27 protein-coding genes are annotated in these 25,452 nt (G+C 40.8%); 11 read left to right on the forward strand and 16 right to left on the reverse strand.

Features of this window, described 5'->3' with window-relative positions:
• Window positions 1-16 precede the first annotated feature (16 nt).
• Window positions 17-361, reverse strand: coding sequence for a translation initiation factor (locus tag BUB08_RS06265; RefSeq protein ID WP_072999991.1), 345 nt, complete (start codon window positions 359-361; stop codon window positions 17-19).
• A gap of 344 nt (window positions 362-705) precedes the next feature.
• On the opposite strand from BUB08_RS06265, the gene dapB reads away from it, so the two are divergent.
• The 4 genes from dapB to BUB08_RS06285 all read left to right on the forward strand — a co-directional run bounded on the left by dapB (window position 706) and on the right by BUB08_RS06285 (window position 3,839).
• Window positions 706-1,422, forward strand: a complete 717-nt coding sequence (gene dapB, locus BUB08_RS06270) for a 4-hydroxy-tetrahydrodipicolinate reductase (RefSeq protein WP_072999993.1) — start codon at window positions 706-708, stop codon at window positions 1,420-1,422.
• Window positions 1,423-1,434: 12 nt separating this feature from the next.
• Window positions 1,435-2,778: a signal peptidase I gene (gene lepB / locus BUB08_RS06275; protein WP_072999995.1), complete on the forward strand. Its 1,344-nt coding sequence runs from the start codon at window positions 1,435-1,437 to the stop codon at window positions 2,776-2,778.
• Between the two features lie 75 nt (window positions 2,779-2,853).
• Window positions 2,854-3,195: a lipopolysaccharide assembly protein LapA domain-containing protein gene (locus BUB08_RS06280; protein WP_072999997.1), complete on the forward strand. Its 342-nt coding sequence runs from the start codon at window positions 2,854-2,856 to the stop codon at window positions 3,193-3,195.
• A gap of 2 nt (window positions 3,196-3,197) precedes the next feature.
• Window positions 3,198-3,839, forward strand: a complete 642-nt coding sequence (locus BUB08_RS06285; RefSeq protein ID WP_072999999.1) for a WbqC family protein — start codon at window positions 3,198-3,200, stop codon at window positions 3,837-3,839.
• A gap of 193 nt (window positions 3,840-4,032) precedes the next feature.
• Here the strand turns inward: BUB08_RS06285 and BUB08_RS06290 are convergent, their stop codons facing one another.
• The 5 genes from BUB08_RS06290 to BUB08_RS20720 form a co-directional block, all read right to left on the reverse strand.
• Window positions 4,033-4,989 carry a Fic family protein gene (locus BUB08_RS06290; protein WP_175549963.1) on the reverse strand — a complete coding sequence of 319 codons (957 nt, stop codon included), beginning with the start codon at window positions 4,987-4,989 and terminating at the stop codon, window positions 4,033-4,035.
• A gap of 329 nt (window positions 4,990-5,318) precedes the next feature.
• A complete protein-coding gene (locus BUB08_RS06295) occupies window positions 5,319-5,933 on the reverse strand; it encodes a hypothetical protein (RefSeq protein ID WP_073000003.1) in 615 nt (204 codons plus the stop codon).
• Window positions 5,933-6,580 (reverse strand): hypothetical protein, encoded by a 648-nt coding sequence (locus BUB08_RS06300; protein ID WP_073000004.1) that lies wholly within the window; start codon window positions 6,578-6,580, stop codon window positions 5,933-5,935. Before BUB08_RS06300 ends, BUB08_RS06295 begins: the two co-directional genes overlap by 1 nt.
• A 256-nt stretch (window positions 6,581-6,836) precedes the next feature.
• On the reverse strand, window positions 6,837-7,250 hold the full coding sequence (locus BUB08_RS06305; protein WP_073000006.1) for an NUDIX domain-containing protein: 414 nt from the start codon (window positions 7,248-7,250) through the stop codon (window positions 6,837-6,839).
• Between the two features lie 110 nt (window positions 7,251-7,360).
• A complete protein-coding gene (locus BUB08_RS20720) occupies window positions 7,361-8,161 on the reverse strand; it encodes a C40 family peptidase (protein ID WP_073000008.1) in 801 nt (266 codons plus the stop codon).
• Window positions 8,162-8,336: 175 nt separating this feature from the next.
• On the opposite strand from BUB08_RS20720, the gene BUB08_RS06315 reads away from it, so the two are divergent.
• Complete coding sequence (locus BUB08_RS06315; protein ID WP_073000010.1) at window positions 8,337-10,427, forward strand: HD family phosphohydrolase; 2,091 nt, start codon at window positions 8,337-8,339, stop codon at window positions 10,425-10,427.
• A gap of 237 nt (window positions 10,428-10,664) precedes the next feature.
• Window positions 10,665-12,143, forward strand: a complete 1,479-nt coding sequence (locus tag BUB08_RS06320) for a S41 family peptidase (RefSeq protein WP_073000012.1) — start codon at window positions 10,665-10,667, stop codon at window positions 12,141-12,143.
• A gap of 83 nt (window positions 12,144-12,226) precedes the next feature.
• Here BUB08_RS06320 and BUB08_RS06325 read toward each other — a convergent pair whose 3' ends face one another.
• Together BUB08_RS06325 and BUB08_RS06330 are read right to left on the reverse strand one after the other, a co-directional pair.
• A complete protein-coding gene (locus tag BUB08_RS06325; RefSeq protein ID WP_073000014.1) occupies window positions 12,227-12,946 on the reverse strand; it encodes a head GIN domain-containing protein in 720 nt (239 codons plus the stop codon).
• Between the two features lie 114 nt (window positions 12,947-13,060).
• Complete coding sequence (locus BUB08_RS06330; protein WP_139249631.1) at window positions 13,061-13,648, reverse strand: hypothetical protein; 588 nt, start codon at window positions 13,646-13,648, stop codon at window positions 13,061-13,063.
• An 83-nt stretch (window positions 13,649-13,731) separates the two neighbouring features.
• Between BUB08_RS06330 and BUB08_RS06335 the strand changes: the two genes are divergently transcribed.
• Window positions 13,732-14,892, forward strand: a complete 1,161-nt coding sequence (locus BUB08_RS06335) for an iron-containing alcohol dehydrogenase (RefSeq protein ID WP_073000018.1) — start codon at window positions 13,732-13,734, stop codon at window positions 14,890-14,892.
• Between the two features lie 10 nt (window positions 14,893-14,902).
• Here the strand turns inward: BUB08_RS06335 and BUB08_RS06340 are convergent, their stop codons facing one another.
• The 7 genes from BUB08_RS06340 to BUB08_RS06370 form a co-directional block, all read right to left on the reverse strand.
• Window positions 14,903-15,718 (reverse strand): aminotransferase class IV, encoded by an 816-nt coding sequence (locus BUB08_RS06340; protein WP_083570619.1) that lies wholly within the window; start codon window positions 15,716-15,718, stop codon window positions 14,903-14,905.
• A gap of 205 nt (window positions 15,719-15,923) precedes the next feature.
• Complete coding sequence (locus BUB08_RS06345; RefSeq protein WP_073000020.1) at window positions 15,924-16,658, reverse strand: LytR/AlgR family response regulator transcription factor; 735 nt, start codon at window positions 16,656-16,658, stop codon at window positions 15,924-15,926.
• A 69-nt stretch (window positions 16,659-16,727) separates the two neighbouring features.
• Window positions 16,728-17,765 carry a histidine kinase gene (locus tag BUB08_RS06350; RefSeq protein ID WP_073000022.1) on the reverse strand — a complete coding sequence of 346 codons (1,038 nt, stop codon included), beginning with the start codon at window positions 17,763-17,765 and terminating at the stop codon, window positions 16,728-16,730.
• Window positions 17,737-18,831, reverse strand: a complete 1,095-nt coding sequence (locus BUB08_RS06355) for a sensor histidine kinase (RefSeq protein ID WP_175549964.1) — start codon at window positions 18,829-18,831, stop codon at window positions 17,737-17,739. The genes BUB08_RS06350 and BUB08_RS06355 overlap by 29 nt, the downstream gene beginning before the upstream one ends.
• Window positions 18,828-19,910, reverse strand: a complete 1,083-nt coding sequence (locus BUB08_RS06360) for a sensor histidine kinase (protein WP_175549965.1) — start codon at window positions 19,908-19,910, stop codon at window positions 18,828-18,830. The genes BUB08_RS06355 and BUB08_RS06360 overlap by 4 nt, the downstream gene beginning before the upstream one ends.
• A 197-nt stretch (window positions 19,911-20,107) precedes the next feature.
• On the reverse strand, window positions 20,108-20,599 hold the full coding sequence (locus BUB08_RS06365; RefSeq protein ID WP_073000027.1) for a hypothetical protein: 492 nt from the start codon (window positions 20,597-20,599) through the stop codon (window positions 20,108-20,110).
• Window positions 20,600-20,865: 266 nt separating this feature from the next.
• Window positions 20,866-21,213 (reverse strand): single-stranded DNA-binding protein, encoded by a 348-nt coding sequence (locus BUB08_RS06370; RefSeq protein ID WP_073000029.1) that lies wholly within the window; start codon window positions 21,211-21,213, stop codon window positions 20,866-20,868.
• 170 nt (window positions 21,214-21,383) lie between these two features.
• Between BUB08_RS06370 and BUB08_RS06375 the strand changes: the two genes are divergently transcribed.
• From BUB08_RS06375 to BUB08_RS06385, 3 genes are all read left to right on the forward strand, one after another.
• Window positions 21,384-21,737 carry a hypothetical protein gene (locus BUB08_RS06375; protein WP_073000030.1) on the forward strand — a complete coding sequence of 118 codons (354 nt, stop codon included), beginning with the start codon at window positions 21,384-21,386 and terminating at the stop codon, window positions 21,735-21,737.
• Window positions 21,738-21,812: 75 nt separating this feature from the next.
• Window positions 21,813-22,190 carry a hypothetical protein gene (locus BUB08_RS06380; protein ID WP_073000032.1) on the forward strand — a complete coding sequence of 126 codons (378 nt, stop codon included), beginning with the start codon at window positions 21,813-21,815 and terminating at the stop codon, window positions 22,188-22,190.
• 77 nt (window positions 22,191-22,267) lie between these two features.
• Entirely contained in the window at window positions 22,268-22,981 is a 714-nt protein-coding gene (locus tag BUB08_RS06385; protein WP_083570620.1) for a type 1 glutamine amidotransferase, read from the forward strand.
• Between the two features lie 54 nt (window positions 22,982-23,035).
• On the opposite strand, the gene BUB08_RS06390 is transcribed toward BUB08_RS06385, so the two are convergent.
• A complete protein-coding gene (locus BUB08_RS06390; protein WP_073000034.1) occupies window positions 23,036-24,142 on the reverse strand; it encodes a glycoside hydrolase family 88/105 protein in 1,107 nt (368 codons plus the stop codon).
• A gap of 419 nt (window positions 24,143-24,561) precedes the next feature.
• Here BUB08_RS06390 and hisG point away from each other — a divergent pair, with 419 nt between their 5' ends.
• Window positions 24,562-25,419: an ATP phosphoribosyltransferase gene (hisG, locus tag BUB08_RS06395; protein ID WP_073000035.1), complete on the forward strand. Its 858-nt coding sequence runs from the start codon at window positions 24,562-24,564 to the stop codon at window positions 25,417-25,419.
• The last annotated feature ends 33 nt before the right edge of the window (window positions 25,420-25,452 follow it).

A 25,452-nucleotide genomic window follows, 5' to 3' on the forward strand; every position in this document is an offset into this window, starting at 1 on the left:
GACATCACAAAAAGCATCATCCTCCCGAACGTTTCACTTTGTAACCTTCCTGTTTCAGAATATCCATTACCCGCGCACAAAAATCGCCCTGAATTAAAATCTCACCATCTTTCACACTCCCTCCTACTCCACATTTGCTTTTCAGCATTTTACCCAATTCTTTCAGATCGTTTTCTGCCCCAACATAACCCGAAACCAAAGTTACACTTTTCCCTTTTCTTTTTTTTCGGTCGAGGGTTACAATCAATTTTTGCTGTTGTGGAGAAAGTGTTTCCGCCTCCTCTTCTCCATCTGCTTCAAACTTAAAATCAGGATTAGTGGAATACACCATGCCCAGCCTGTCTTTCCAGTCGTTTGCCATAATCTTTTCTATTAAATGATTCTTCCGCTAATTCGAAAACAAAATTATTCTGAACAAAGGTAATAGCAGAATAGATATTCGATCAACTTTTCCCGACTTTTTAGCCGGTTTTTCACTCAAATGCAAAACAAAAAACCGATTAAAACCAAGCAAAAAATGCAAGCAACCGGAGCAAAAAACCAGCCCGGCATTTGCAACTGGATTCACATCTCTGCCCCAACTTCTGTTTCATCCTCAAAGTTTAATCGTTTACCGAAATTGTTTTAAGTTTATCTACAGACCGCTTACATTTGTCTAATCTATTATCTTTGTCACTTATTTTTTAATTGAAAAGAAAAATTAGCATGAAGTTAGCACTGATAGGTTACGGGAAGATGGGAAAAGAAATTGAAAAAATAGCAGTTTCCCGCGGCCACAAAATTGAACTTATCATCGATATAAATAACCAGAATGATTTAACTTCTGAAAACCTCAAAAAATGTGATGTTGCCATTGAGTTCACCATTCCGGGCACCGCAGTGGAGCACTACATGATGTGTTTCGAAGCCGGAATTCCGGTTGTTAGCGGAACCACCGGCTGGCTGTCGCGCCAGGAGGAAGTTCACCAAAAATGTAAAGAAACAAACGGTACTTTTTTTTACGGCAGCAATTTTTCAGTGGGCGTTAACCTGTTTTTCGAATTGAACAGAAAACTGGCCGACATAATGGCATCGCACCCCGAATACAAAGCTGAAATGACCGAGGTGCACCACACCCACAAGCTCGATGCACCAAGTGGTACAGCAATAAGCCTTGCAGAAGATTTAATTGACATTTTGCCTCCGGTTACCGGATGGGCACACGCCGGCGAAGCAACCGAAAAACAACTTCCGATTAAGTCGATTCGCGAAGGCGAAGTACCCGGCATTCACACCATAAAATACGACTCGGACGTAGATTACATCGAAATTACACACAGCGCCAAAAGCCGAAAAGGATTTGCTCTGGGCGCAGTTCTGGCTGCCGAGTACAGCCTGGGCAAAAAAGGAATCCTTACCATGAAAGACATGTTAAAAATTTAATTATACCAACGAATGATAAAAGAAATTCTTACCAACAAGTGGTTCAAATTCATCACAGTTGGTGCACTTTACACCCTTTGGGTAATCTGGCTGGGTAACTTCTGGTGGCTAATCGGGCTGGCAGTTATTTTCGATATTTACATTACAGAAAAAGTACACTGGGCTTTTTGGAAAAAGAAAAACCCTAAGGGCGGACAACAAACCAAGTTTGTGGAATGGGTGGATGCCATCATCTTTGCGGTGATTGCAGCCACGTTTATCCGGATGTTTTTTATTGAAGCGTACACTATTCCTACTTCTTCAATGGAAAAATCGTTGCTGGTGGGCGACTATCTGTTTGTAAGTAAAGTGGCATACGGGCCAAAAACGCCTAACACACCGCTTTCGTTCCCGTTTGTTCACAACACCATGCCACTTACCCGCACTACCAAATCGTATGTAGAGTGGATTAAAAATCCTTACAAACGATTAAAAGGGTTTGGCAAAATAAAAAACAACGATGTTGTGGTTTTCCATTTTCCGGAGGGAGATACCGTAGCGCTTTCGTTGCAAAACCAGAGCTACTACCAGCTTGTAAGAAGCTACGGACGCGATCGCGTTTGGGAAGATCCGCGTAATTTTGGCAAAATTGTTGCCCGCCCTGTGGATAAACGCGAAAACTACATCAAACGATGCATCGGCATTCCGGGAGACGTAATAGAAATTAAAAGAGGGCAGGTTTTTGTAAACGAAAAACCGCAATATCATTTTGAAGGAATGCAGCACAATTATGTGGTTAAAACCAACGGTACATCAATTAATCCGAAGGCTTTAGACAGGTTGCATATTGCAGAAGACGACCGCACCGTATTTTCCAGCGGGCAGTACATGTTTCCGCTTACCGATACCAGTGCAGAAAAGCTGAAAGAATTTGCCAATGTGGTTTCGGTCGAAAAAATTGAAGAAGAACCCGGAGAATGGGATTCAATGGTTTTTCCGAGTGACAAAAACTTCCCCTGGAACGTTGACAATTTCGGACCGCTGACCATTCCCGCCAAAGGAAAAACAGTAGAAATAACGGTTAACAACCTGCCGCTTTACAAACGAATTATCCACGTTTACGAAAACAACACCCTCGAAGTAAAAGACAATACCATTTACATAAATGGCGAGGTTGCTACCAGCTACACCTTTAAAATGAATTATTACTGGATGATGGGAGATAACCGCCACAATTCAGCCGACTCGCGGATGTGGGGATTTGTTCCGGAAGACCACGTTGTTGGGAAAGCCAGTTTCATTTGGTTGTCGCTTGACAAAGACAGATCGCTGCCGGGAAAAATCAGGTTCAGAAGAATGTTCCAGTTTATCCGGTAACACATAAAAACTTTTTCAGAAAAGGATGACAGTTTTCTGTTGTCCTTTTTTTATCTTCGAATAAAATTGAATAATATGAGCGCAGGAATCATCATTCTCTTAATACTTGCCATTTTACTGGTCATTTTTACGTTACAAAATTCGTTTGAAATAAGTATCAGTTTCTTTTTCTGGGAAATTCCCAATGTTCCGCTGGTATTGCTTATACTTTGTTGCGTGCTGCTGGGATACATTGTTGCCACTGTATATTTTTATCCGCGAGTATGGAAACTAAAACGCGATTATAAACAGGTGGTAAAATCAGAAAAGAAACTGGAAGAAAAGCTTGGTGCGCAGGAAGAACAAAAAAAACCGGGACCTGAAGGAATTGAGTTGGAAATAAATGACACAGACGAATCCGGATTTTTTAAAGAATAAAAATGCCTTCAAGTAAAACAGTTCTGCTCAGCACGGCGTGTTTCCCGTCGGCTCAGTATTTTTCCAAATTGGTTCAGTTTGAAAACATTTACCTGGAACAATGTGAGAATTTCATCAAACAAACCTACCGCAACCGTTACGAGATACTTGGGGCCAACGGAATTATTTCGCTTGTTGTGCCCGTGGTAAAAGGGCGTGGCAGGAAAATAAAAATCAGAGATCTGCGCATTTCCTACGACACAGAATGGCAACGCAACCACTGGCGAACCATTTTTTCGGCGTACAACTCTTCGCCGTTTTTTGAATATTACAAAGACGACATTTATCCGTTTTTTGAAAAGCCGTGGAATTTTCTGTTCGACTTCAACCAGGAAATTCTGGAAACACTTTGCGAGGCTCTGGAGTTTACACCCAACCTGCATTTAACCGAAAATTTTGAGCAGGTGCCCGACAATACCACAAACCTACGCGATGCAATTTCGCCCAAAAAGCACAAATCAGAACCCGACCCGCAATTTGTGCCGCAACCCTACACCCAGGTGTTTAGCGAAAAGTTTGGTTTTGTGCCCAACCTCAGCATCCTCGATTTACTATTTAACGAAGGACCGAACTGCCTGAATATTTTAGACGCTCAAGATCAATGAATTTATAAAAAAAGGATGCCATCCTTTTTTGCGGAAAACGATGGCATCTTTCGTGTTTTCATTAGAAACTAAAGTTGAAGGTTAAACTATAAGGTAATCCAAGCGGTCATCTTCATTCTGTCGGCCGGGATTCTGAGCAAAACAGACACACCGCAAAAACCAACGCCTGTGATGTCTTGTTCTGTTCGTTTTTTCATTTGTATTTATATTTTGCTGTTCGTTTATCTCCATACTTTTCGATAATATCATTGTCGACGGCAACTTTTAAGTCTCTGCTTGCGGTAGCCTGTGATATGTTTTTAAATGCTCGCAAATAGTCTTGTCTGGAAAACTCTTTTATCCCAATGATTTGTTTAAAATTCATAATCCTGTCGTTGCTGGTCAGATTAATATTCTGAACTCTTAATAAATCTTCCAGCGCATCTTTTATTATGTCAAGCATAAATTCTACAAATAGAGTCGAACTCCCTTGTTCGTCTGATTTTCCCAGAACGTTATAATACTCTTGTTGCCTGGATTTCACCAAACTTTCAATTGGAAGAAATTCGAAAACAGGAGAGTATTCTTTTAAAATCATAGTTTGCCAAAGTCGTCCCATTCTACCATTTCCGTCAATGAACGGATGAATAAACTCAAATTCGTAATGGAAGACACAACTTTTTAATAGAACCAAATCATCGTCGTTTTTAAGGTATTCAAACAAATCAGTCATTAACGAATAAACCATCTCTCCGGGCGGTGCAATGTGAGCAATGTTACTGCCCTTTACAATTCCAACCGATCCGGTTCGAAGTTTTCCCGGATTTTCTATCAAATCCGCCATTAAAATTTCATGCGCCTTGCACAACGACTTTAGTTCGTAGACTTTAAATTTATCAAGTTGATTATAAACCTTAATTGCATTTTTAACTTCCAGGATGTCTTTCTTGGGAGCAAGAATTCTTTTGTTCTCAAGCAAGTCTGTAATTTGCTCCACCGTCAAGGTATTTCCTTCAATTTCCAGTGACGACTGAATTGTTTTAATCCGATTTCTTTTTCTTAATTCTGTCGGTGGTTTATTTAAATGAACAGCATTTACTTCTCCTATTTTTTCTGAAACAGAAGCAATTAAGCTTAAAACTTTACCTGTTATTTCGTATGGTGGTTTCATGCCCGATCTTTTTGATACTATCATATGATACTATCAAAAATAACCATAATTGTTTATCCTGCAATCTTTTTTCAAAATTAAACCGAACGTAGATATGTAATAGTCACAACATTGACGATTTTCAGGTTTTACCTCACCACCCTCTTATTTATTTCACCGGTAAAATTTTTTCACCCCCGGGTCAATCATCCTGAGTATCTAATATTTCGGGTTGTGGTTTCTTTAATCTATTACCTGCGTCTTTAAAATAGGGCGAAAACCAAATAGAAGCACAATACACAAGCATGCAATTAAAAAGTACTTTTTCTGGTTTTTCATTTTTTCGATTTTTAAAACCTGTAATTTATTGTTAATGAATATGGAATATCAATAGATGATTGATAAGAAAAAGACTCAGTTGCTTCATAGCTTGGTTTTCCTGTTTTCCAAAGCTTGTCAAACATAAATGAGTTATTCCACCCTGCTTCAAAAGAAATGGCAAGGCAGTCTATTATTTGCTTTCTAATGCCTACAAAAGGAGTTATCATATAATTTGCTATTCTACGATCATTAACATCGATGGGCTTGTGTTTTTGATTGGTCAAATAACCGGACAGATCCACCCCAACATAAAATTTAGATTCTTTTACATTCACATAATGTTCGTACCCCAGGGTTAAACCGTTGCTGGAGTGGTAGCTCTTATTAATTCCCTCAGTTTCAGGAACAGTCAGATAACTAAAATTAACACCCAAACGATACGCTCCTTTTAATTGATTGTTTTTATAGTTAAAGTATTTGAAATTTGCATCCCAAACAGCAGACTCTTTAAAAAACGGCATAATATCAAGTGCTACTTCGAAATTATAATTTTTACCTGGATTAACACTTTCTTGTGCATATGATCGAGATTGTTGAAGAAACGAAAATACAATAAGAATTGTAATGACAATTTGTGTTTTCATTAGAAATTAAAATTAAAGGTTAAACTATAAGGTAATTCGAGTTTAGATATATAATAGCTATGATATTGGCGATTGTCAGGATTTACATCACCACCCTCTTCTTTATTCCACCAGTAAAAATTTTTTATCCCAGCTTCAAAAGCAACCGATAAACTATTGGTAATAAAAATCTTTACCCCGGCGAAAGGGACAAAAAACAGGTTGTAATATTCGGCAACATGTGGATAATCCATGTCATCTGTAATTCCAACGAATGCACCTAAATCAGCGCCATAATAAAAAACGGCCCTATCAAGCTGATTTTGAAATTCGTACCCGAATGACAGCGAAAAATTGGTTTGTTGTTTTTTCGCTGTTAAATTATAATTTTCATTATCCTGGGTAATTTTATATTTATCAATCCAATACGACGCACCAATTCCCAAACGGTAAGCGCCTTTAATTTGGTTTTCTTTAATGTTATTAATTTTGAACAACACCTTTTCAGGATAGCCCTCGGAGAAGAAATTTTGCAAATCAATTGCTATTTCATATTTTAATTTGTCGTTCTTTAAATCAATTTCCTGTGCCTTTAAATAGGGGTGTTGAAGAAACAAAAGAATAATACACAAGCAGGCAATTAAAAAGTACTTTTTCTGATTTTTCATTTTTTAAAATTTTGATTTTTTAGTTGAAGAGTTAATAAAATTGATAGCATTAAAGCTATTCAGCTAATTCTAAAACAATATGGTTTCTCAGGGTGCTGTGCGCATGGGTTTCCGGTAAAAAAGGGGTTGTATTTCTCGTTTTTTATTTACGGCGGCAATATATACAAAAAAAGCGTAGAATTACGCACCTACAGCACGTAATACAACGCATAAACCTTTCCTTGGCACTACGCAAATTATAAAAACCATTTTTGGCTTAAAAATATTCCTCCAAAATTTTCCGGTGGTCGAAAGCCATCTCCGGCAGATTATTTACAGAAAACCATTTTGCGCTGGCTGCATCGTCGCCGCCTTTCACGTCCGTTTTTTCGGGTAGCTGCACCGAAAACACCACTGAAATGGTGCGGTGCCGCGGGTCGCGGTTAATGGCATCGAACGCTTTAAACTGATCCATTTTTTTCACCTGCAGGCCGGTTTCTTCTTCCAGTTCCCTTTTGCAGGCCGTTTCCAACAGTTCGTCCATATTTACAAATCCGCCGGGCAGTGCCCACATTCCTTTAAATGGTTCAATTCCACGCTGAATAAGTAGAACAAAAATGTCACTTTCTTCTTTAACATAAACCAAAGCATCTACCGTTAATGCCGGCCGCGGATATTTGTAACTATACATAAAACATTAATTATAAATGCAAAACCGGAATTCAATTTTTACGCCCGGTTTTCCAGTGTTTTACAATCAGGAAAACTACAGCCACGAGAATGAGAATATATATGAGCAATTCAACTTGTTTCATTTACTCCGATTATTTTCTTCATTACACGCATTTTGTGGGTATAACGTTTCAAATCCACGCTAAAAATTCCAAATTGATCGACATTGTCGATGCGTACTTTCCCCGAAGCATGAATTATTTTGTTCCGTTTCCAGATGATCCCCACATGAACAATGTTTCCTTCTTCGTCGTCGAAAAAAGCCAAATCACCCGGTTCTGCCTCATCTACAAAGCTCAGTGCTGTTCCCAGTTTCACCTGTTCGCTGGCATCCCTGGGAATAGGCATTCCAATCATTTTATAAATTACCTGCGAAAAGCCGCTGCAATCGATACCGAAAGGAGAACGTCCTCCCCACAAATACGGAGCATTAAAATATTTTAAGGCTTGTGTAATCACCACTTTCCGGGGATCTTTCCGGTCTCCGTAAAAAACTTCGCCACCGGCTTTGTATTTTTCTTTTTCAATAGAAAACTCTTTCAGGTATGGGCGCCAGACCGGCAACGTGCTTCCGGCTACCAGCGTGAGATTCTGTTCTTCGTTTACGGGAATCAAACTAATTATGTCGCCCGTAACGGCAAAAGGCCTTTTTTCAATCCGGTTAAATGCACGTGCATTCAACGGAGTAATCATTTTGCTGTCAATCCAGCCTTCGTAGCCGTCCCAGGCCATTCTCACATGGCTCCACCCCACCATTTCCTCAAAAATTTCGAAATGCTCCCCAAAAAGCACCTGGGTTACCATTTCGCTTTTTTCGGAAGGTTCTTTCCTAACGGGAATAAGGCTTAAGCCGGAAATACCGTAGTCCATTCAATAAATTACTTAATTTTATTTCGAAAAAATATATATTTCGCACCAACTGTGCGATTCAACACAAATCTATAAAAAAAACAGTGCGTGTTGAAGAGGATAAATTTTTATTTCTGATTTTTGTAAACGATCTCCGGTTAGAAAAAATTACCGGACAAATATAAAACGAAAAACAATGAATAAGTTTTTTACCAACCTTAAAAAATATTCCCGTACGTTTTACTGGATTTTTGCTTTTTTGGGAACAGCAGTACTGCTTTTTCTGATTATGCCGGGAGAACAAAAATTTCAATACGAATACCAGAAAGGATTTCCGTGGAATCATGAAAACCTGGTGGCACCGTTCGATTTTGCCATTCTGAAATCGACAGGAGAAATGGAGCAGGAAAAAGCGGAATTGCTGGGGACTGTTATCCCGTACTTTACGTTTGACACCACCCTGGCCCGGACAAAAGTACAACAACTGCAGGCCGACTGGTATTTAATGGCCGACTCTTCCCGCCACGATGCAACGCTGACGGAGCTGGAACTTGAGCTCCGCAATATTTACACGGCAGGAATTCTTCTCCGCTCGGCTGACTCCTACAAAGAGCTTTCGGGGAAAGCGGAACTGAAAAAACGTACCGGAAACCTGGTTGCAAAAACCCGGATCGAAAATGTGTATGCTGAAAAATCGGCTTACAATGCTTTACATAACAAAATAAATGAGCTGATTCGAAAACATCCGCAACAGGCAAAATTTCTCTCGGGGCTTCAACCTGAAAAATACATTGTTTCCAACCTGGAATACGACGGAGCCACAACACAAAAAGAACGGGAGGAAATTACCCGCAACATCTCTCCAACACAAGGCATGGTTCAAACCGGAGAAAGAATAATTCTGCAGGGCGAAATTGTAAACAGCGAAAAGTTTCAGATTTTGGAATCGTTGAAAGCCAGCTATGAATCGGAACGGGGCAAAGGAATTAACCGTTACATGGTTTCCTTCGGCAAAGGCATCCTCATAATCGTGCTCATGGTACTGCTGTTTACTTTTTTATTTTTCTACCGTTTCGATATTCTAAACCAGTTCCGAAAACTTTCGTTTTTGCTGTTGTTTTTGGTAACGATGGTTTCCCTCACTCTTTTAATTAACTCATTTCCCAACCTGCACATATACCTGGTACCTTTTGTTATTTTTCCCATTGCCGTGCGCACATTTTTCGATTCGCGCACCGCAATTTTCACGCTTATTATTGCTACCATTCTCACCGGATTTTATGCGCCAAACAGTTACGAATTTGTTCTGCTACAGGTAACAGCAGGTGTGGTTGCGGTTTTCAGTCTGAACAAAATGCACCGCCGCGGACACCTGATTATGGCGGCAATCTGGGTATTGCTGACCTACTCGGTAGTTTACATTGCACTTGAGTTGATTTATGAAGGTTCGCTTCTCTACATCGACTACAAAACCATGCGCTGGTTTGCATTGAGCAGCATGCTCATTTTACTGGTTTACCCGCTGGTTTATGTTTTCGAAAAAATATTCGGATTTGTTTCCGATGTTACCCTTATTGAACTGTCTGACACCAACCAGCCGCTGCTGCGAAAACTGGCAGAAGAGGCTCCCGGTACGTTTCAGCATTCGATGCAAATAGCAAACCTGGCTGAAGAGGTTATTCTGAAAATTGGTGGCAATCCGTTTTTAGTGCGTGCAGGCGCGCTTTACCACGACATTGGCAAGGTGGCCCGGCCCGAATTTTTCATCGAAAACCAGGCTATGGGAATCAATCCGCACGACAGGCTGAATTACCTGAAAAGCGCCGAAATAATTATTGACCATGTAAAGAATGGTGTTAAAATGGCGCACAAGCACAAACTGCCCGAATCGCTGGTAGAGTTTATTGCCACTCACCACGGAACAACCAAGGCACAATATTTTTACCTGAAACACCAGGAAGAAAATCCCAACGAAAAAATAGATGCACAACCGTTTATTTACCCCGGCCCGCTTCCCCACACAAAAGAAGCTGCCACGGTAATGATTATCGACGGAATAGAAGCAGCATCGCGTAGTCTGAAAGAAAAAACAATGGAAAATCTGAAGGAACTTATTGAAACCATGATTGACAAAAAAATCAGGGATAAACAATTGGATCAATCAGATTTAACATTCCGGGATATTACAATCATAAAAAAAACGTTATTAGATAAATTAATTAATATTTATCACGTTCGAATTGCATATCCGAAAGAGAAGGAAGTGCCGGAACAACGAAAAAATTAATTTTGCGTTTTTAAAATTATGAAACGAGCATGAATTTTCTTCATTCAAAATTCACAAAAAAAATGATTGAAATTTATGTGAGTTCCTGGATGTCTTCAAATTTTTTGAACATTCAGAGATCAAAAAATTTTATACAGATGAAAGTCGCATGGAAAAATCTCGCACAAAAGGACATGATTTAGGTGCGACTTCCATGTGATACAAAAGAAAACTAACAATTTTAATCACATTAAATTAATGAAGACATCCATTTTTAAACACATTTTGGGAGCGCTGGTTGCAGTGCTTATTACATTGGGAAGTTGTAAAGATGCGCCACTGCCAACCCCGAATCCCGACAAAGAAGAGGCTTCGGAGCTGACCCAGAAAGTAAATGACTTTATACAATTTGTAATGGAAGATATTTACCTCTGGTACGCCGAGCTGCCCGACATTGACATTCGTTACGAAACCGATTCCAAAGAGTACTTCGATAAACTGTTGTACAAAGACGACAAATGGTCGTTTATTACCGACGACATTGTGGCGCTGGAAAACAGTTTTGAGGGAGTAGAAACCACATTTGGCTACTCGCTGGCTTTCGGGCGGTTTTCGGACACGAAAGATATTTTTGCGGTGGTAGAATTTGTATATCCCAACACTCCCGCATCTGAAGCCGGGTTTCAACGCGGCGATTTTATCGTTTTATTAAACGAAGAAAACATTACCGACGACAATTACACCGATTTAATTTATGCCAGCTCTCTTTCTGTTCATAAAGGCACTCTTTCTGAGTCGGGAGAAGAAATTTCGGTTAATCCTACTCCGGTAAGTATGACCGCAAGAACATTAAATCTGGATCCGGTTATTATTACTAACGTTATTGAGCAGGACGGGCACAAAATCGGATATTTACTTTACGCACAATACATTTCCAATTTTAACGGAAGCCTCGACAACGCGTTTCAATACTTTAAAGACCAACAAATAACCGATCTGGTAATCGACCTGCGTTATAATCCCGGTGGCGGAATAGATGCTGCACAGTATTTATGCAGTTCGGTTGCTCCGGCAAACACGGTTAGCAACGAAGAGACGCTGGTTACTTTTCAGTGGAACGATAAATACCAGAGTTACTGGGAGTATAAAAAAATTACCGACCAGTTGGAAGTAAACTTCACAAAATCAGCCAGTGTAAAACTGGGACTGGATAAAATGCACATACTTACCGGACCGGGAACGGCTTCGGCTTCGGAGCTTACCATTACAGGGCTGAAACCTTACATGGAAATTACCACGGTTGGAGACACTACTTACGGGAAATATGCAGCTTCAAACACATTCAAACCTGAATATTTTCTGAAGGACGACAACGGGAACGGCTATTATGACACCACTGCCGATTACGAAGATTTTGACAACTGGGGAATCCAGCCAATTATTTTGCGCTTTGCCAACGCAGAGGGAGTAACCGATTTTAAAGATGGTTTTGCGCCCGACATTCTTGTTGACGACAACCTCACGGATGGAATTCCGCTGGGTGACAAAAACGAGGTTCTTCTAAAAACAGCCATTGAAGATATTACGGGAACACAAATTCTGGCTAAGAAAAAAGCACGTATCCCTGACAATTTTAAAATTTTCGATCGCGGCTTTTCCAAATTTGACAACAACAAACGGATATTGCTTTTGGATAACCCGGAAATGGAAAATATTACAAAACAGCGATTTCAGTAAACACAGGAGTTCGCTGGCTAATTCAAACAAAAAGAGGCTGTCTCAAAAGGGACGGCCTCTTTTTGTTTGAAACATCCTATATTTTATTGACGCTCAACCGAGCCCAGGCCTTCAATACTTTGGGTCACTGCCGGGGTTCCTCGGAATCTGATTTTCCCTGCACCCTTAATCGTCGCGTCAAGTGTTTTGGTAGCATGAACCAGGCCGGTTCCAACTCCTTCAATTCTGAAAGTTACGTCGCGCGCCTGCAGATCGCCCGCATTTACGTGCCCGGCACCAGCCAGCCTCACATTCAACGATTTGGCCACTCCGCTGATTTCGCACAGCACTCCTCCCCTGTTGTCAACACTAATGTGATCTCCCTTTAATTTCAGCTTCACTTTTGCACCGCCTTCAAGCAACATGTCCAAATCATCCAAATCAAGAAATCCACGTGTTTCGAGCCTTATTCCTCCCAAAATACGCAACCTCGAAAGATCCTCGAATGTTACAAAAAGAGTTACCTTGCTAAAATCGAAAAAACGACGATCTACATGCAAATGAAGCAAATCGCCACGGTTAGTTACTGTCAGATAATCAAAAGCGCGCTCATCGGAAGTTTTAACTTCCAAAGCACTTTTTTTACCCTGAATAAGCTCAACCCCAAAAGCGCCCTCCAGAAATAGTTCCGAAAACTCATCAATATCGTATGTTCTGGAATAGGAATTACTGCTTTGTGCCACCGTTTTTCCCGGGAAGAAACAGCAGAACATTAACACAAGCATTAAAGAAAGGCCGGATACTTTTAGCGTTTTTTGTTTCATCTTTTCTGAGTTTTTAACTGAAAATCATTTCAGAACAAATTTATGGAGTTATTGCCAAAACCTGAGTAGAAATTCGATAAATGGCCCATTATTCAGGATAAAAACAGGGAAACACTAACGATTTAACTTTCTTGCATACATCAGACCGTATGCAATCAGCACAAATAAAACCACAACAACAAACTTGTCCATTAGTGAATAACCGGGTAAAACAAGCAGCATTTTTATGGCGAAAACAAACGCCAGAACCGACATGCCCGTCAAAATTGCATGTGCAACGCGCGAAAATCCCCTGAACATCCACACCGAAACTGCCATCCAGACAACGGCAAAAGCCACAAGCGGAATTCCCTCTTCCAGATTTCCCCTGCCTAAACGCACTGCCCCCAAAACACCCGGAATGGAACCGGCCAGGAAAAAACCGCGCGCAATGCTTTTTCTGATTTTATTCCTGACTTTCTCGTTTTCGATCACCGGAAAAAGCTGGCGCTTTAATTTCGTTTCCCTGTATTCGGGAGCAAGCAAATCCTCTTCAGAATGAATAATTCCCCTTTTTATGGCTTCGGAAATGGCCTGATTTGCGGCAACCTCCTGGTAATGATTTCGCTTTTTCAACACATCAATCAATTGCCCGTCGCTCAACTCCGCCATTGTTTCTGCAAAGTCGGTCTTTTGTTCTGTCGAATTTGACTTTAAAAGCATTTTAAAATACATTTACAATTTCAAACAAAATAAAAGGAAATTTGTCTTTTTGCTGGAATCAAAACCATTAAAAAAATGATAGCATGAAAAATTTTGAATACAAAAATCCGGTTAAAATTATATTCGGGAAAGGCACCATCCCAAAAGTTGCCGGCGAAATCCCTGAAAACTCGCGGGTTTTAATGATTTACGGCGGAGGAAGCATTAAAAGAAACGGTGTTTACGACCAGGTTAAAAATGCGCTGAAAAATTTTGAGTTATTCGAATTTGGTGGAATTGAAGCCAACCCGCATTACGAAACCTGCATAAAAGCAATGGAAGTGGTAAAAGCGAACAACATCGACTTTCTGCTTTCGGTGGGTGGCGGTTCAGTAATTGATGCCACTAAATTTATTGCTGCAGGCGCTTTGTACGAAGGAGAAGATCCGTGGGATTTTTTCACCCAGCGATTTGTGATTGAACCAAAAGCCGCAATTCCACTGGGCGCTGTTCTTACGCTGCCGGCCACCGGTTCGGAAATGAACTGGAACTCTGTTGTTTCCCGTGTTTCAACACAGGAAAAACTGGCATTTGGCTCTCCGCTGGTAATGCCGCAATTTTCGGTACTCGACCCCGAATGTGTGTTCTCGTTACCGGACAGGCAGGTTGCCAACGGTGTTGTTGATGCATTTGTTCATGTTATGGAACAATACCTTACTTACCCGGTAAACTCGCCGTTGCAGGATCGATTTGCTGAAGGAATTCTTCACACACTGATTGAAGAAGGACCGAAAGTACTTGCAAACCGAAATGATTACGATTCGGCGGCTAACTTTATGTGGAGCGCCACCATGGCACTAAACGGGTTGATTGCGCTTGGCGTGCCTTCCGACTGGGCAACGCACATGATTGGGCACGAGCTTACCGCTTTTCACGGAATTGACCACGCTAGAACTCTGGCCATTGTTTTGCCGGGAATGATGAATATTAAACGCCATAACAAAAAAGATAAAATACTGCAATATGGCGAACGGATTTGGGGAATTAACCAGGGAACCGACGATGAGCGCATTGACAAAACCATCGATAAAACAGTAGCGTTTTTCAAATCGCTCGGCGTTCCGTGTACTTTGCCGGAATACGACGTGCCCGCTGAAACCATTCAGAAAATTAAAGAACGGTTTAAAACCCGGGGAAGTAAACTGGGAGAAAATGCAGACATCGACTACAACCAGGTAGAAGAAATATTAACGGACAGGTTGTAAAACGATTCAGCTATTCCGGGAGTTTTTTCTTCTTCGAAATGTATTCCAAAACAAGTTTGTCGTAACTATTGCGAAGTTGCAGGACGATTGGGTTCTGCAAATCAAACTTCCGGTCGCCAACTTGTGCAATGGGCAGGATATTCGGTGAGGTGCCGGTAATAAATGCCGCCTGAAATTCAGGCAAATCATCCCGCCGGATATCCTGTTCATAAAACGGAATGTGTTCGTTTTTTGCAAGTGCGATGGTCTTTTGGCGGGTAATGCCAAGCAACACGCCGTTTCCGGGAGGAGTAATCAAACAATTTCCCTTCACAAAAAAAACATTGCTCCGGCTGCCTTCGGTTATGCAATTCTGGTGATCTACCAGCAACACTTCGTACAATCCGCGCTGCTCAATCAATTCGTTAGCCTGCTGCCTTACAGTTGTCTGAAAAACTTTTGCATTGGGATTTTCGCGTTCTGCTTTTAACACATCGCACGTTATTCCGGTTTCGTAAAGTTGTTTTTCGGGGTATTTATGCGGAATAAAAAACGCCACCAAGTTTGTTTTACAAGCCAGCAAAATGTTTCCTTCATCCACCTTATTTTGCTCAATCAGCCGGTATAAAAATGCGGAAATCTGTACTTTTGAAAACCGAATTGATTTTTGGGCAATTGATGCCGAGATAAAAAACCGTTCCAGGTGATCTTCCAAAAATAGCGGAACTCCGGCCACTACACGGAGAACTTCGTAAACTCCTCCTTTTTTTTCAAACACCCTGAAATTCTTGTTTGATTCTATTTCCCCGTTAAAAATAAAATAACGATGAAGCGGAGTGTATTCCATCTTTCTAAATTTTCAGGCAAATGTATGGAATATTTTTCCCAACAGACAATAAAAGGGCGACCTACAAAAAGGTGTTTCGACTAAAATAAAATTACCAACCTCAGCAAAAAATTATAAGGCCACAAAAGGACAACCGGAGCGGAGGAAAAAGCACACAAATTAGCACCAATAAACGTTTAAGAAAAGCACAGTTTTTTAGTCGTGTTCAACTTGCCACAACAGAATTGCCCGCATGTAACACAGCAGCAACCCGGTTTTTAAAACTCCTGCCAATGGGCAGTTCCTTTCCTTCAATTTCGATACTGGTGGAGGTAAAAGCTTCAATCTTCCGTAGCGACACAATGTAGGATTTGTGAATGCGCATAAAATCGCTGTCCGGCAGCTTTTCCTCCATGTTTGTCATGCTGGCTTTAGTCACAATTCGCTTGTCGGCAGTATGAATTTTCACGTACTCGCTTAACCCTTCAATGTATAAAATATCAGCCAGGTGCAATTTGAGGACTTTTTTGTTTTCTTTCACGTAAATAAAAGCATCATCGGCTCCGTTTGGCTGTGCGTAATTTTCTGCAGACATATGATTATCGGCAGAAACCTGGTAAAATTTGTTCACCGCTTTCAAAAACCGTTCAAAAGTGATGGGTTTCAGCAAATAATCTACCACATCCAGTTCAAAACCTTCCAGCGCATACTCGCGGTAGGCAGTGGTAATAATCACGTGCGGAGGCTGTTTCAGGGTTTTCAGAAATTCAATTCCGGTAATCTGAGGCATCTGAATATCCATAAACATTAGGTCGACCTTTTGATTTCGAAGCACTTCAAGCGCTTTCATTGCGTCTCCACATTCGCCGGCAATATTAAAATTATCCAGTTTTTGAATGTGATTTCGCATTAGTTCCCGAGCGAGAGGCTCATCGTCAACAATGAGACAGTTTGTTTTCATGGCAATAAGTGATTTGTTTTCGTTGTTTTCAAGAAGTAAGTATCTGTTTTCTTTTTTATGTTACATTTTTCAGGGGAAAATCTCCATTTGCATCCTCAGGTAATTGTGCCCTGTTGTCTCCTCCAGTTTGAATTTATCGGGGAAACTGTGTTGCAGCCTCAAACTCAGCATTTCCGAATCGATATTTTCGGTCAGTTCAAGTTCTTTTTCGCTGCGCAATTCCACCATAAAATCCAGCTTTCTGCTTTCTCCTTTAACAAAGACGATGCACTGGAACGATTCGTTACAAGCCATTCCGGTTTTAACCATAAAACCTAACACCGGCAGGAACAAAAACGGGGGAATAACAAAAGGTTTCAGGTTCCCCTCAAATTTCAAAACAACCTGTATTTGATTCCCTAACCCGAGTGTATGAATTTTCAGAAACCGCTCCACCAAATCGGTTTCATACGAAAGGGGCCGCCAGTCGGTGCTGTTGTCTTTCAAAAACAGGCTGAAAAAATTAGATATCTGAATGATTAAATCCGGCGCCTGTGAAGGGTTCCGCGCGATGGTTTCCCGCAGAATTCCCATTAAATGATACATTAACCGGGGTTGCAACTGGTAATGATAAATTTCGAGTTTGGCTTCTTCATTCCACCGCTGCTCTTCTTTTGTTTTGGATTGCGCCTTGTACCATGCCTGACCCACTTTTATTGCAAAAAACACAAGTATAATGTAGTGATTTCCAATTCCGCTTATCACAATATTTTCCAGTGTGAGGCCACCCGGGCAAAAGCCGCACCCTTTTCCAAAAGCTTTAAAAACAAACTCGTTGGCCACCACCAACTCAATTAAAGAAAATACCAGCAACAAAACAATAATTCCTAAAGCCAGCAATCCGTAATGATTTTTGTAAAAAGTGCGCGGCACCAGCCAGTATGCAATTAAGTAGGTATGAGTTACAAAAACCGGCAACGTTACAATATAATACCTGAACCACAGGTAAAACGAACCGCTGCCACCGCCCAGGCTTTGCAGGGTTGTAAAGGAAACTACCCAGGCGAGCCAAAATCCAACGTGGAGAATGATCCGTTGTTTATCGATATGTTTTTGCTCCCATCTCATTAATGCTCTTTTTTAATTGAAGCCGGATGATAAATTTTTCTTTATTTTCTTCAATTTGAAACGAATACCCGTTCTCCGGATAGAGAATATCAAGCCTGTTTTTAAGGTTTTGCAGCCCGTTTCCACTGCCGTTTTCTGCACCGGATTTTCCAGTGTCAGCAGGCTTACTGTTGGCCACCTGAATATTTAACACATTGGGAAACGACTCAATAAGCACGGATAGCCACGAAACGCCCAAATCGGCACTGCTCCCGTGTTTTATGCAATTTTCGGCCAGAAAAAACAAAACCATGGGAGGAATTTTCCACCCGGCAATATTCCCTTTTTTTATAATGGATGCTTTAAGGCGTTTGCCGTAACGAAGTTTTTCCAGCGAAATATAGTTTTCAATCAGTGCCACCTCATCTGCGAGAGACACAAAATCGTGACGACTCTGCTCCACAATATACCGCAAAATCCACTGCACCCGCTCCACAATCTCCGACGTGCGTTGTGGCTGCAACAACGACAATGCGTACAGGTTGTTAATGGTATTGAACAAAAAATGCGGATTCAGTTGCGACTGCAACAATCGTTGCCTCGCTTCGCTGTTCTGAACCTCCAGTTTTTTTCGCTGCTTTTCGGTATAAATAAAGTCTTTAGTGAATTTGGCCACACAAAACAACGCAACAATAAATGTCATGTCTTTTGTGTTGATCAGCATAAAACGTAAACTTTTCATGCTTCCCGGAAGAAAGTTTTCCGGAGCAACAGACGCATAAAAAACCTCGTCTGACACCACAAATTTCAAGGCCGACAACGCTGTACCAATCAGCAGGAAAAGCAAAATAAACCACACAACTTTTCCTTTCAGAAGAAATTCGGGAATGAGCAGAAACAGCGTGATGTAGGCATATCCGAGAAAAAAAACTGAATTTACCGATGTAACTTCCAACGCTTTACCCAGGTTTTTGCCGTTGCCCCGCAAAAACAAAACCATGGTAAAAGCAAAAACCACAAACAGAAATAATACAACATGACGGATTATTCTATACTTTGCCCTGGTATCGAATATAAACCTGTTCATTTTTTGTCCAGTTTCAGTGAAACTTTCCATGTAACTTCGTTCTCTTTTATTGTCAGTTTGTAACGTCCCTTGTACAAAATTTCAAGCCGCTTTTTTGCATTGGCCATTCCAACCCCTCCGGTCTTCTGTCCGGTTACTCTTTTCTCGGGCGGCAAACTGTTTTCAGCCTGAAACAATAGTCTTTCCTGAGAAACCGCAACTGAAATATGAATATGTAACTTCCCGTCTTTTTGAATGCCACCGTGTTTAAAACAGTTTTCGACAAAAGTAAACAACAGCATGGGAGCAATCTTCCTCTTCTCAGTCAGTCCCGATGTTTCGAACGTCAGCGCCAGATTAGAGCCGTATCTTAAACGTTCCAACTCGATATAGTTTTCAATTAGTTTCACCTCTTTCTCCAGCGAGATTTCAGAGTCGTTGCATTCGTACAGAACAGACTGCAACAAAGCGGCCATCTGCGCAATTCCTTCAGAAGTTTTTGCCGACTCGGCAAGCGACAATGAGTAGAGGTTATTCATGGTATTAAACAAAAAGTGAGGCTGTAACTGGGCCTTCAGCACTTGCAGTTCTTTTTTCAGGTTTTGCTTTTCCATTTCATGCTTTTCGGTCTGTTGCTCAAACCATTTTTTCACAATTTTTATGGCAAAAGCAATGGCTACCATAAAATTAGTTTCCAAAAAAAGATAAAGAAATGTAACACCCAAAAGAGAGTCAGAAGTGACTGGAAGTCCATTTATCAGCCTCAGAAAAATGCGTTCGCCGAGGGTCACAAGCAATAAAACTGTTACCATAAGTAAAACTGTTATTGCCAATTTTCGCGTGCGCAGGTAAAAAGGTAAAATGCCATAAACTGTTATGTAAGTTGCTGCCATTACAAAAGGCAACATACAAAGCGATTCCAGAAAATACCATTGAAAATCGTGCCCATATTTTCCGTACACCGAGCCAAAAAACAGTATATAAAAAGCCCAAAAAGCAACGTGGGTTAGAATGCGCCGGTTTTTTTGTGAGATTTTCACCAATTTTTCTCCTGTTAATACCCGGTAAGATACGCGAACAAACTGGAACCAAAAAATCACAATTACCTGTATTTCAAACATTGAACAGATAAAAGCGCGCAGTTCAAAAGGCACAGGCTGTTGTTGACTGTCAAAATCCTGCTGTTCATTGAAAAAACAAAGCCCCTACCCTCTGGCAGAGGCTTATTTTTCATTTCCATGAAAAAAATTGCGCTGTTTAACTATAATGTCGTTTTCAAAAAGTTACTGTTTCGCATCTAAAACTGAGCGTGGTATTGTTCTTCCACCAGGTTAGGAAAGTAACATGCAATAAGCCCCAACAGTTCTTCTTCAGTTTTCAGGCTCTGACAAATAACCCGTTGCGCGTAAAAACTTGTTTTATTAAATTTCGAGTCACAGGCAACAGCTGGCAGCTCGCGATATTTTTTGTCCATCTTTTGTACACCAAAACTTCCTTTATTGCACGAATACTGCACTTCAAACTGTTCTGATTTTACCAGAAAGGTTGTGCATTTTTTCTCTTTTACCACACCAATTCGAACAGGGTTAGCGGTATTTTCATACTTCAGTTCATAAGTTGTCACGGCCAGCTCATTCACAACCATGGGTGTTTCTGATTTTGTGATAGTGTATTTGCCAAAATCGGTAAGAGAATTACCCGTAATAGCCTCATTTAATTTAACTCTTGCAGACACCCCCATGACCAGAGCCAACAAAAAAATTCCTAAAAAATACATTCTTGTTTTCATAGCATTAATTGTTTATTGTTTTCTTCTACTCAAATGTAAGTAACGTTTTGGCATGCAGTTATTTATTTCAACAACCTCCTGCTTTTAAACAATAACCTGCAAGGATTTAACAACGAAACGAAAAAAACGCACCTCGTTGTCTTTTTTTGGTTGTTTGTATAAAACACGCTGCCAATGCCTGTGTAAGAAATAGCAACAAACAATTAAAAAAGAGGCTGGAAATCCGAGCCTCTTTTCTGTATTACCCGGAACACTCCGGTTGTTTTTTATTCTTTGTCAGTTCTTTTACCGAGCAACAGCATAGAGCCAACAACCACTTCGGTTATGTAACTTTTGTCTCCGTTTTTGTTATCGTAAGAGCGATTTGTAAGTTTACCTTCGACGGCTACCTCAGAGCCTTTTCGCAAATAATTTTCGGCAATGTCGGCCTGCTTTCCCCACGCCACCAAACGATGCCAGGTGGTTTCAGATACTTTCTTCCCGCTCTGGTCGTAATAAACTTCGCTTGTTGCTATAGAAAAATTAGCAACCTTTTTCCCGCTGTCGAGCTTTCTTACCTTCGGGACATCGCCCAGGTTACCGATAAGCCGGACACTGTTTCTTAATACATTCATGATTCAAATTTTTAAATTATTAGTTAAAACGAAATTGCAGTTCAAAGGTAATTCTGCCGTAACCGGAAGCCGGTTTATAAATATTTATAACCGCTTATAAACGATTTTAACCGTTTACAAACGGATATTTTTTTGTATATTAACACATTAAATCCAAACAGCGAAAACAAATGGAAGAGCGAAAATGCATGGAGTGCGGAGAACAGCTGAGAGGGAGAGCCGACCAGAAATTTTGCAGCGATGCTTGCAGAAATGCTTTCAACAATAAAAAAATGGGCGACACAACTAACTACATGCGAAAAATCAACCGCATTCTGAAAAAAAACCATTCGATTTTAATAGAACTCAATCCCGACGAAAAAACAACCACTTTTAAAGGGGTTCTGGCAAAGCAGGGATTCAACTTCAACTATTTCACTCATATTTACAAAACCCGAAATGGACGGGTCTACTATTTTTGTTACGACCAGGGATTTTCAGCGCTGGAGAACAATAAATTTTTGCTTGTAAAGAAGGAAGGATGAATTTATTGCAGAAACGTTTGGAAAATTCAATTTCGTGTTTGAAATTTGTTTTGATTAAACTTAAATTTATATAAAATGAAAAAACTGCTGCTTTTTATGATGTTGGCATTTATGGCCACAACCATTTCTTACGCAAACAATGCATCTTCTCACGATGACGTTTTGGGAGAATGGAAATTTGAAAGCCCCAACGCTCCTTATGGCTACAACAGCGGGGCAATTATTATTAAGGAAAAAGACGGTGCGCTGGCCGGAGAAATTAAGTTCAGTGATGGAACAAAGGTTGAATTGAAAGACATTTTACTGGAAGAAGGAGTTTTGAAATTTGGAATAAACGTGGAATACAACTATGTTCTGGTAAAAGCAACCATCGAAGGCAACATGATGAAAGGCACTGCCAACAGCCCCGACGGGAAGCTACCTTTTGAAGCAAAAAAAGTAGAAAAACAGTAAAAAAAATCTGGCAGCATTCAACATCTTTTCTGTTTCCGGCTTTCAATTTTTCAAAAATAGAATTTTAAATATGCCACATGAAAAATAACCTGTCGATTCATGCATTCGAGCATGCTCCTTGCGAAGGCGTTGGGTGCATTGGCAACTGGGCAAAAGAAAGAGGACACCGGTTGTCCTCTACCCTGTTGTACAAAAGCCAGCGTTTTCCAAGACTGGACGAAATTGACTGGCTTATTGTAATGGGCGGCCCCATGAACATTTTCGAAGAGCAAAAACATCCGTGGTTAAAAGCAGAAAAAGCATTTATCAAAAATGCCATTGAAGCCAACAAAACGGTAATCGGAATTTGCCTTGGATCACAACTGATCGCTGATGTTTTGGGAGCAAAAGTGTATAAAAATCCACAAGTTGAAATTGGCTGGTTCGATGTTACCCGTACAGAAGAAAGCTACCAGACCGATTTGCTAAAAGGGTTCGGCCGAAAGCTGAAGGTTTTTCATTGGCACGGTGATACTTTTGATTTGCCGCCTGGCGTCATTCCTCTTTTTCGTTCAAAAGCCTGCCAAAACCAGGGATTCTTAATTGGAAATAAAATTGTTGGGTTACAGTTTCATTTTGAAATGACACAACAGGGAATTGCTGAAATGTTTACGGGCGAAGAAGAACCGCTTCCGAAGGGGCCGTTTGTGCAAACGCAACAGGAAATCGTTTCTCAAAACGAACACATTGAAGCCAACAACAAAAAAATGTTTGCGCTGCTTGACAGGCTATGTAGAAATAGCGAGGGCTAAAAACAAAAACAGGGAAGAGTGTTATAAGTTCTTCCCTGTTTTCGTTAAAGGCTTTTACCTTTCCAGCTTAATTATTTCGCTTCCGGCTAACAAAAATGCTCCGGTACCGTACACTTCCCAACTTTCAGCAGAAAAGTTTTTGCGGGGATCTGCACCAATCGGTTGTACCCATCCAACCCGGCCATCGGGCTGAATCAGGGAACTTAATCCCACCCACGCTTTTTCAACTGCGGGTAAATATTCATCTTTATCAAGAATACCGTTATTCACACCCCACGCAAGTGCATATGTAAAAAAGCCAGAACCGCTGCCCTCTCCCCCAGGATACGAATCGGGGTCGAGCAAACTGGCACGCCAAAGGCCGTCAGCCTGTTGAAGCTCCACAACTTTTGCGGCCATCTCTTTAAAATTCTGCAAATAGAAATCGCGGGTAGGCCAGTTCTCCGGAAGTTCTTTCAATACGCGAACCAATCCGCCCATTACCCAACCGTTTCCTCTCGACCAAAAAATCTTTTTCCCGTTAGCTTCTTTTGTTGTTTCAATGCCGGGTTCGTCCCATTTGTAACGAATATCGCGGGCGTACAAATCTTCTTCTTTGTCATAAAGCAAATCGTAGCATTCTTTAAACAACTTATCATTTAGCTCCAAATACTTGTTATCATCCAGTGTTACCCCCAACTTAACCAGGGCAGGAGGCGCCATAAACAGGGCATCGCACCACCACCAGGTTATTTTCCGAATTTCCGCAGTTTGGTAGGGAGTAACCATAAACTCATCCATGGTTTCAATAAATGGCTGAATCATTTTTTTCTCTCCCGCAACCCGGTACATGTCTATGTAAGTCTGACAAATTGCATGGTCGTCAGCATGATGCAATCGCGGGCCCGGTTTCCATTTAGTTGATTCGCCCATAGCGTAAATAGCTTTGTATATGTTTTCACTCTCCAATGTTTCGTAAGCAGCAAAAACACCGGCATAAAACGCGCCGTTCGTCCAGTCCCACAATTTGTGGCTGGGATGGTGCAACTGCCAGTCGAGCGCATTCTGCATGGTCTTTTTAATGTAACAGCCATCAAAATACTTTTCGGTTTCGGTTTGTTGTGCGGCTGTTGTTCCAATAAGAACCCAAACCGACAAGATTACAGCAATTAGTCTTTTCATTGTAAATGTTTAATTTATAATTCAACACAATAATATGCAATCGATTGCAAATTTCAAAAAGAAAATATGAAATTTATTTTAACATTTTACTTAAAAATCGTTACTTATTGCAGGGGTTGCAATTAATAGTTATAATTGTACGTCGAAAATAAAAAATAAATGAATTACAGATTAGGACATCACGGCCATCATTTTAAACCTAGTAATTGGTAGGTCAGGGGGTTGTTTTGTCGTAGTTTTAAAAGATATTGAACCAAAGGCTTGCCAGGACGGCAGGCCTTTTTTTGTTGGGGCTGCAACACCAACATCTGTAGTTCTGACGGCTAACCGGTTTTTTACCGACGAAATTAAATACAAAACGAAAGTTCTAATAAGTTTTAACGAATCATTCGGATACAGAAATTAATATAAAAACGAATATGAAAAATTTAAAAATTGCTATTCAGACCAAGGGAAGGTTAAATGAAGACTCGATGAAGCTGATTCAGGAATCGGGCATTGATTTAACCATCGGAAGACGGAAATTGGTTTCAGAGGCCGGGAACTTTCCGATGGAAGCGCTGTTCCTTCGCGATGATGACATTCCCCAAACCGTGGCAGACGGTGTTGCCGACGTGGGAATTGTTGGTGAAAACGAGATGCTGGAAAAAGGAAAAGACGTCGTTATTGCAAAACGGCTGGGCTTCAGCAAATGCAGGTTATCGCTTGCCATTCCAAAATCAATGGACTACCCCGGCCCACAGTTTTTCAACGGTAAAAAAATCGCCACTTCCTATCCCAAAATCCTTCAAAACTATCTGGATAAAAATAACATCAGTGCCGAAATTCACGTAATTAGCGGCTCGGTTGAAATTGCTCCAGGGATTGGCCTGGCCGATGCAATTTTCGACATTGTCAGCTCCGGCTCCACGCTGGTAAGTAACCGCCTCAAAGAGGTGGAAGTTGTTATTTACTCCGAAGCGGTTCTGATAGCAAAACCCGGCTTGTCGGCCGAAAAACAGGAAATTCTCGACGAACTGATTTTCAGGATGGAATCAGTACAACGATCAGAAGGCAAAAAATACATATTACTGAATACGCCCAACGAAAAAATTCAGGAAGTAGCAAGTCTTCTTCCCGGAATGAAAAGTCCAACCGTGGTGCCCCTGGCAGAGGAAGGCTGGAGTTCCATGCATTCGGTAATTGCCGAAGACGATTTCTGGGAAGTTATCGGGAAACTGAAAAAAGCCGGCGCAGAAGGAATACTGGTTATCCCGATTGAAAAAATGATTTTCTAATCTGATCAGATAACTACGAAGTACATCGATTAA

It is taken from the genome of Mariniphaga anaerophila, from assembly GCF_900129025.1.
Taxonomy (GTDB): Bacteria; Bacteroidota; Bacteroidia; order Bacteroidales; family Prolixibacteraceae; genus Mariniphaga; species Mariniphaga anaerophila.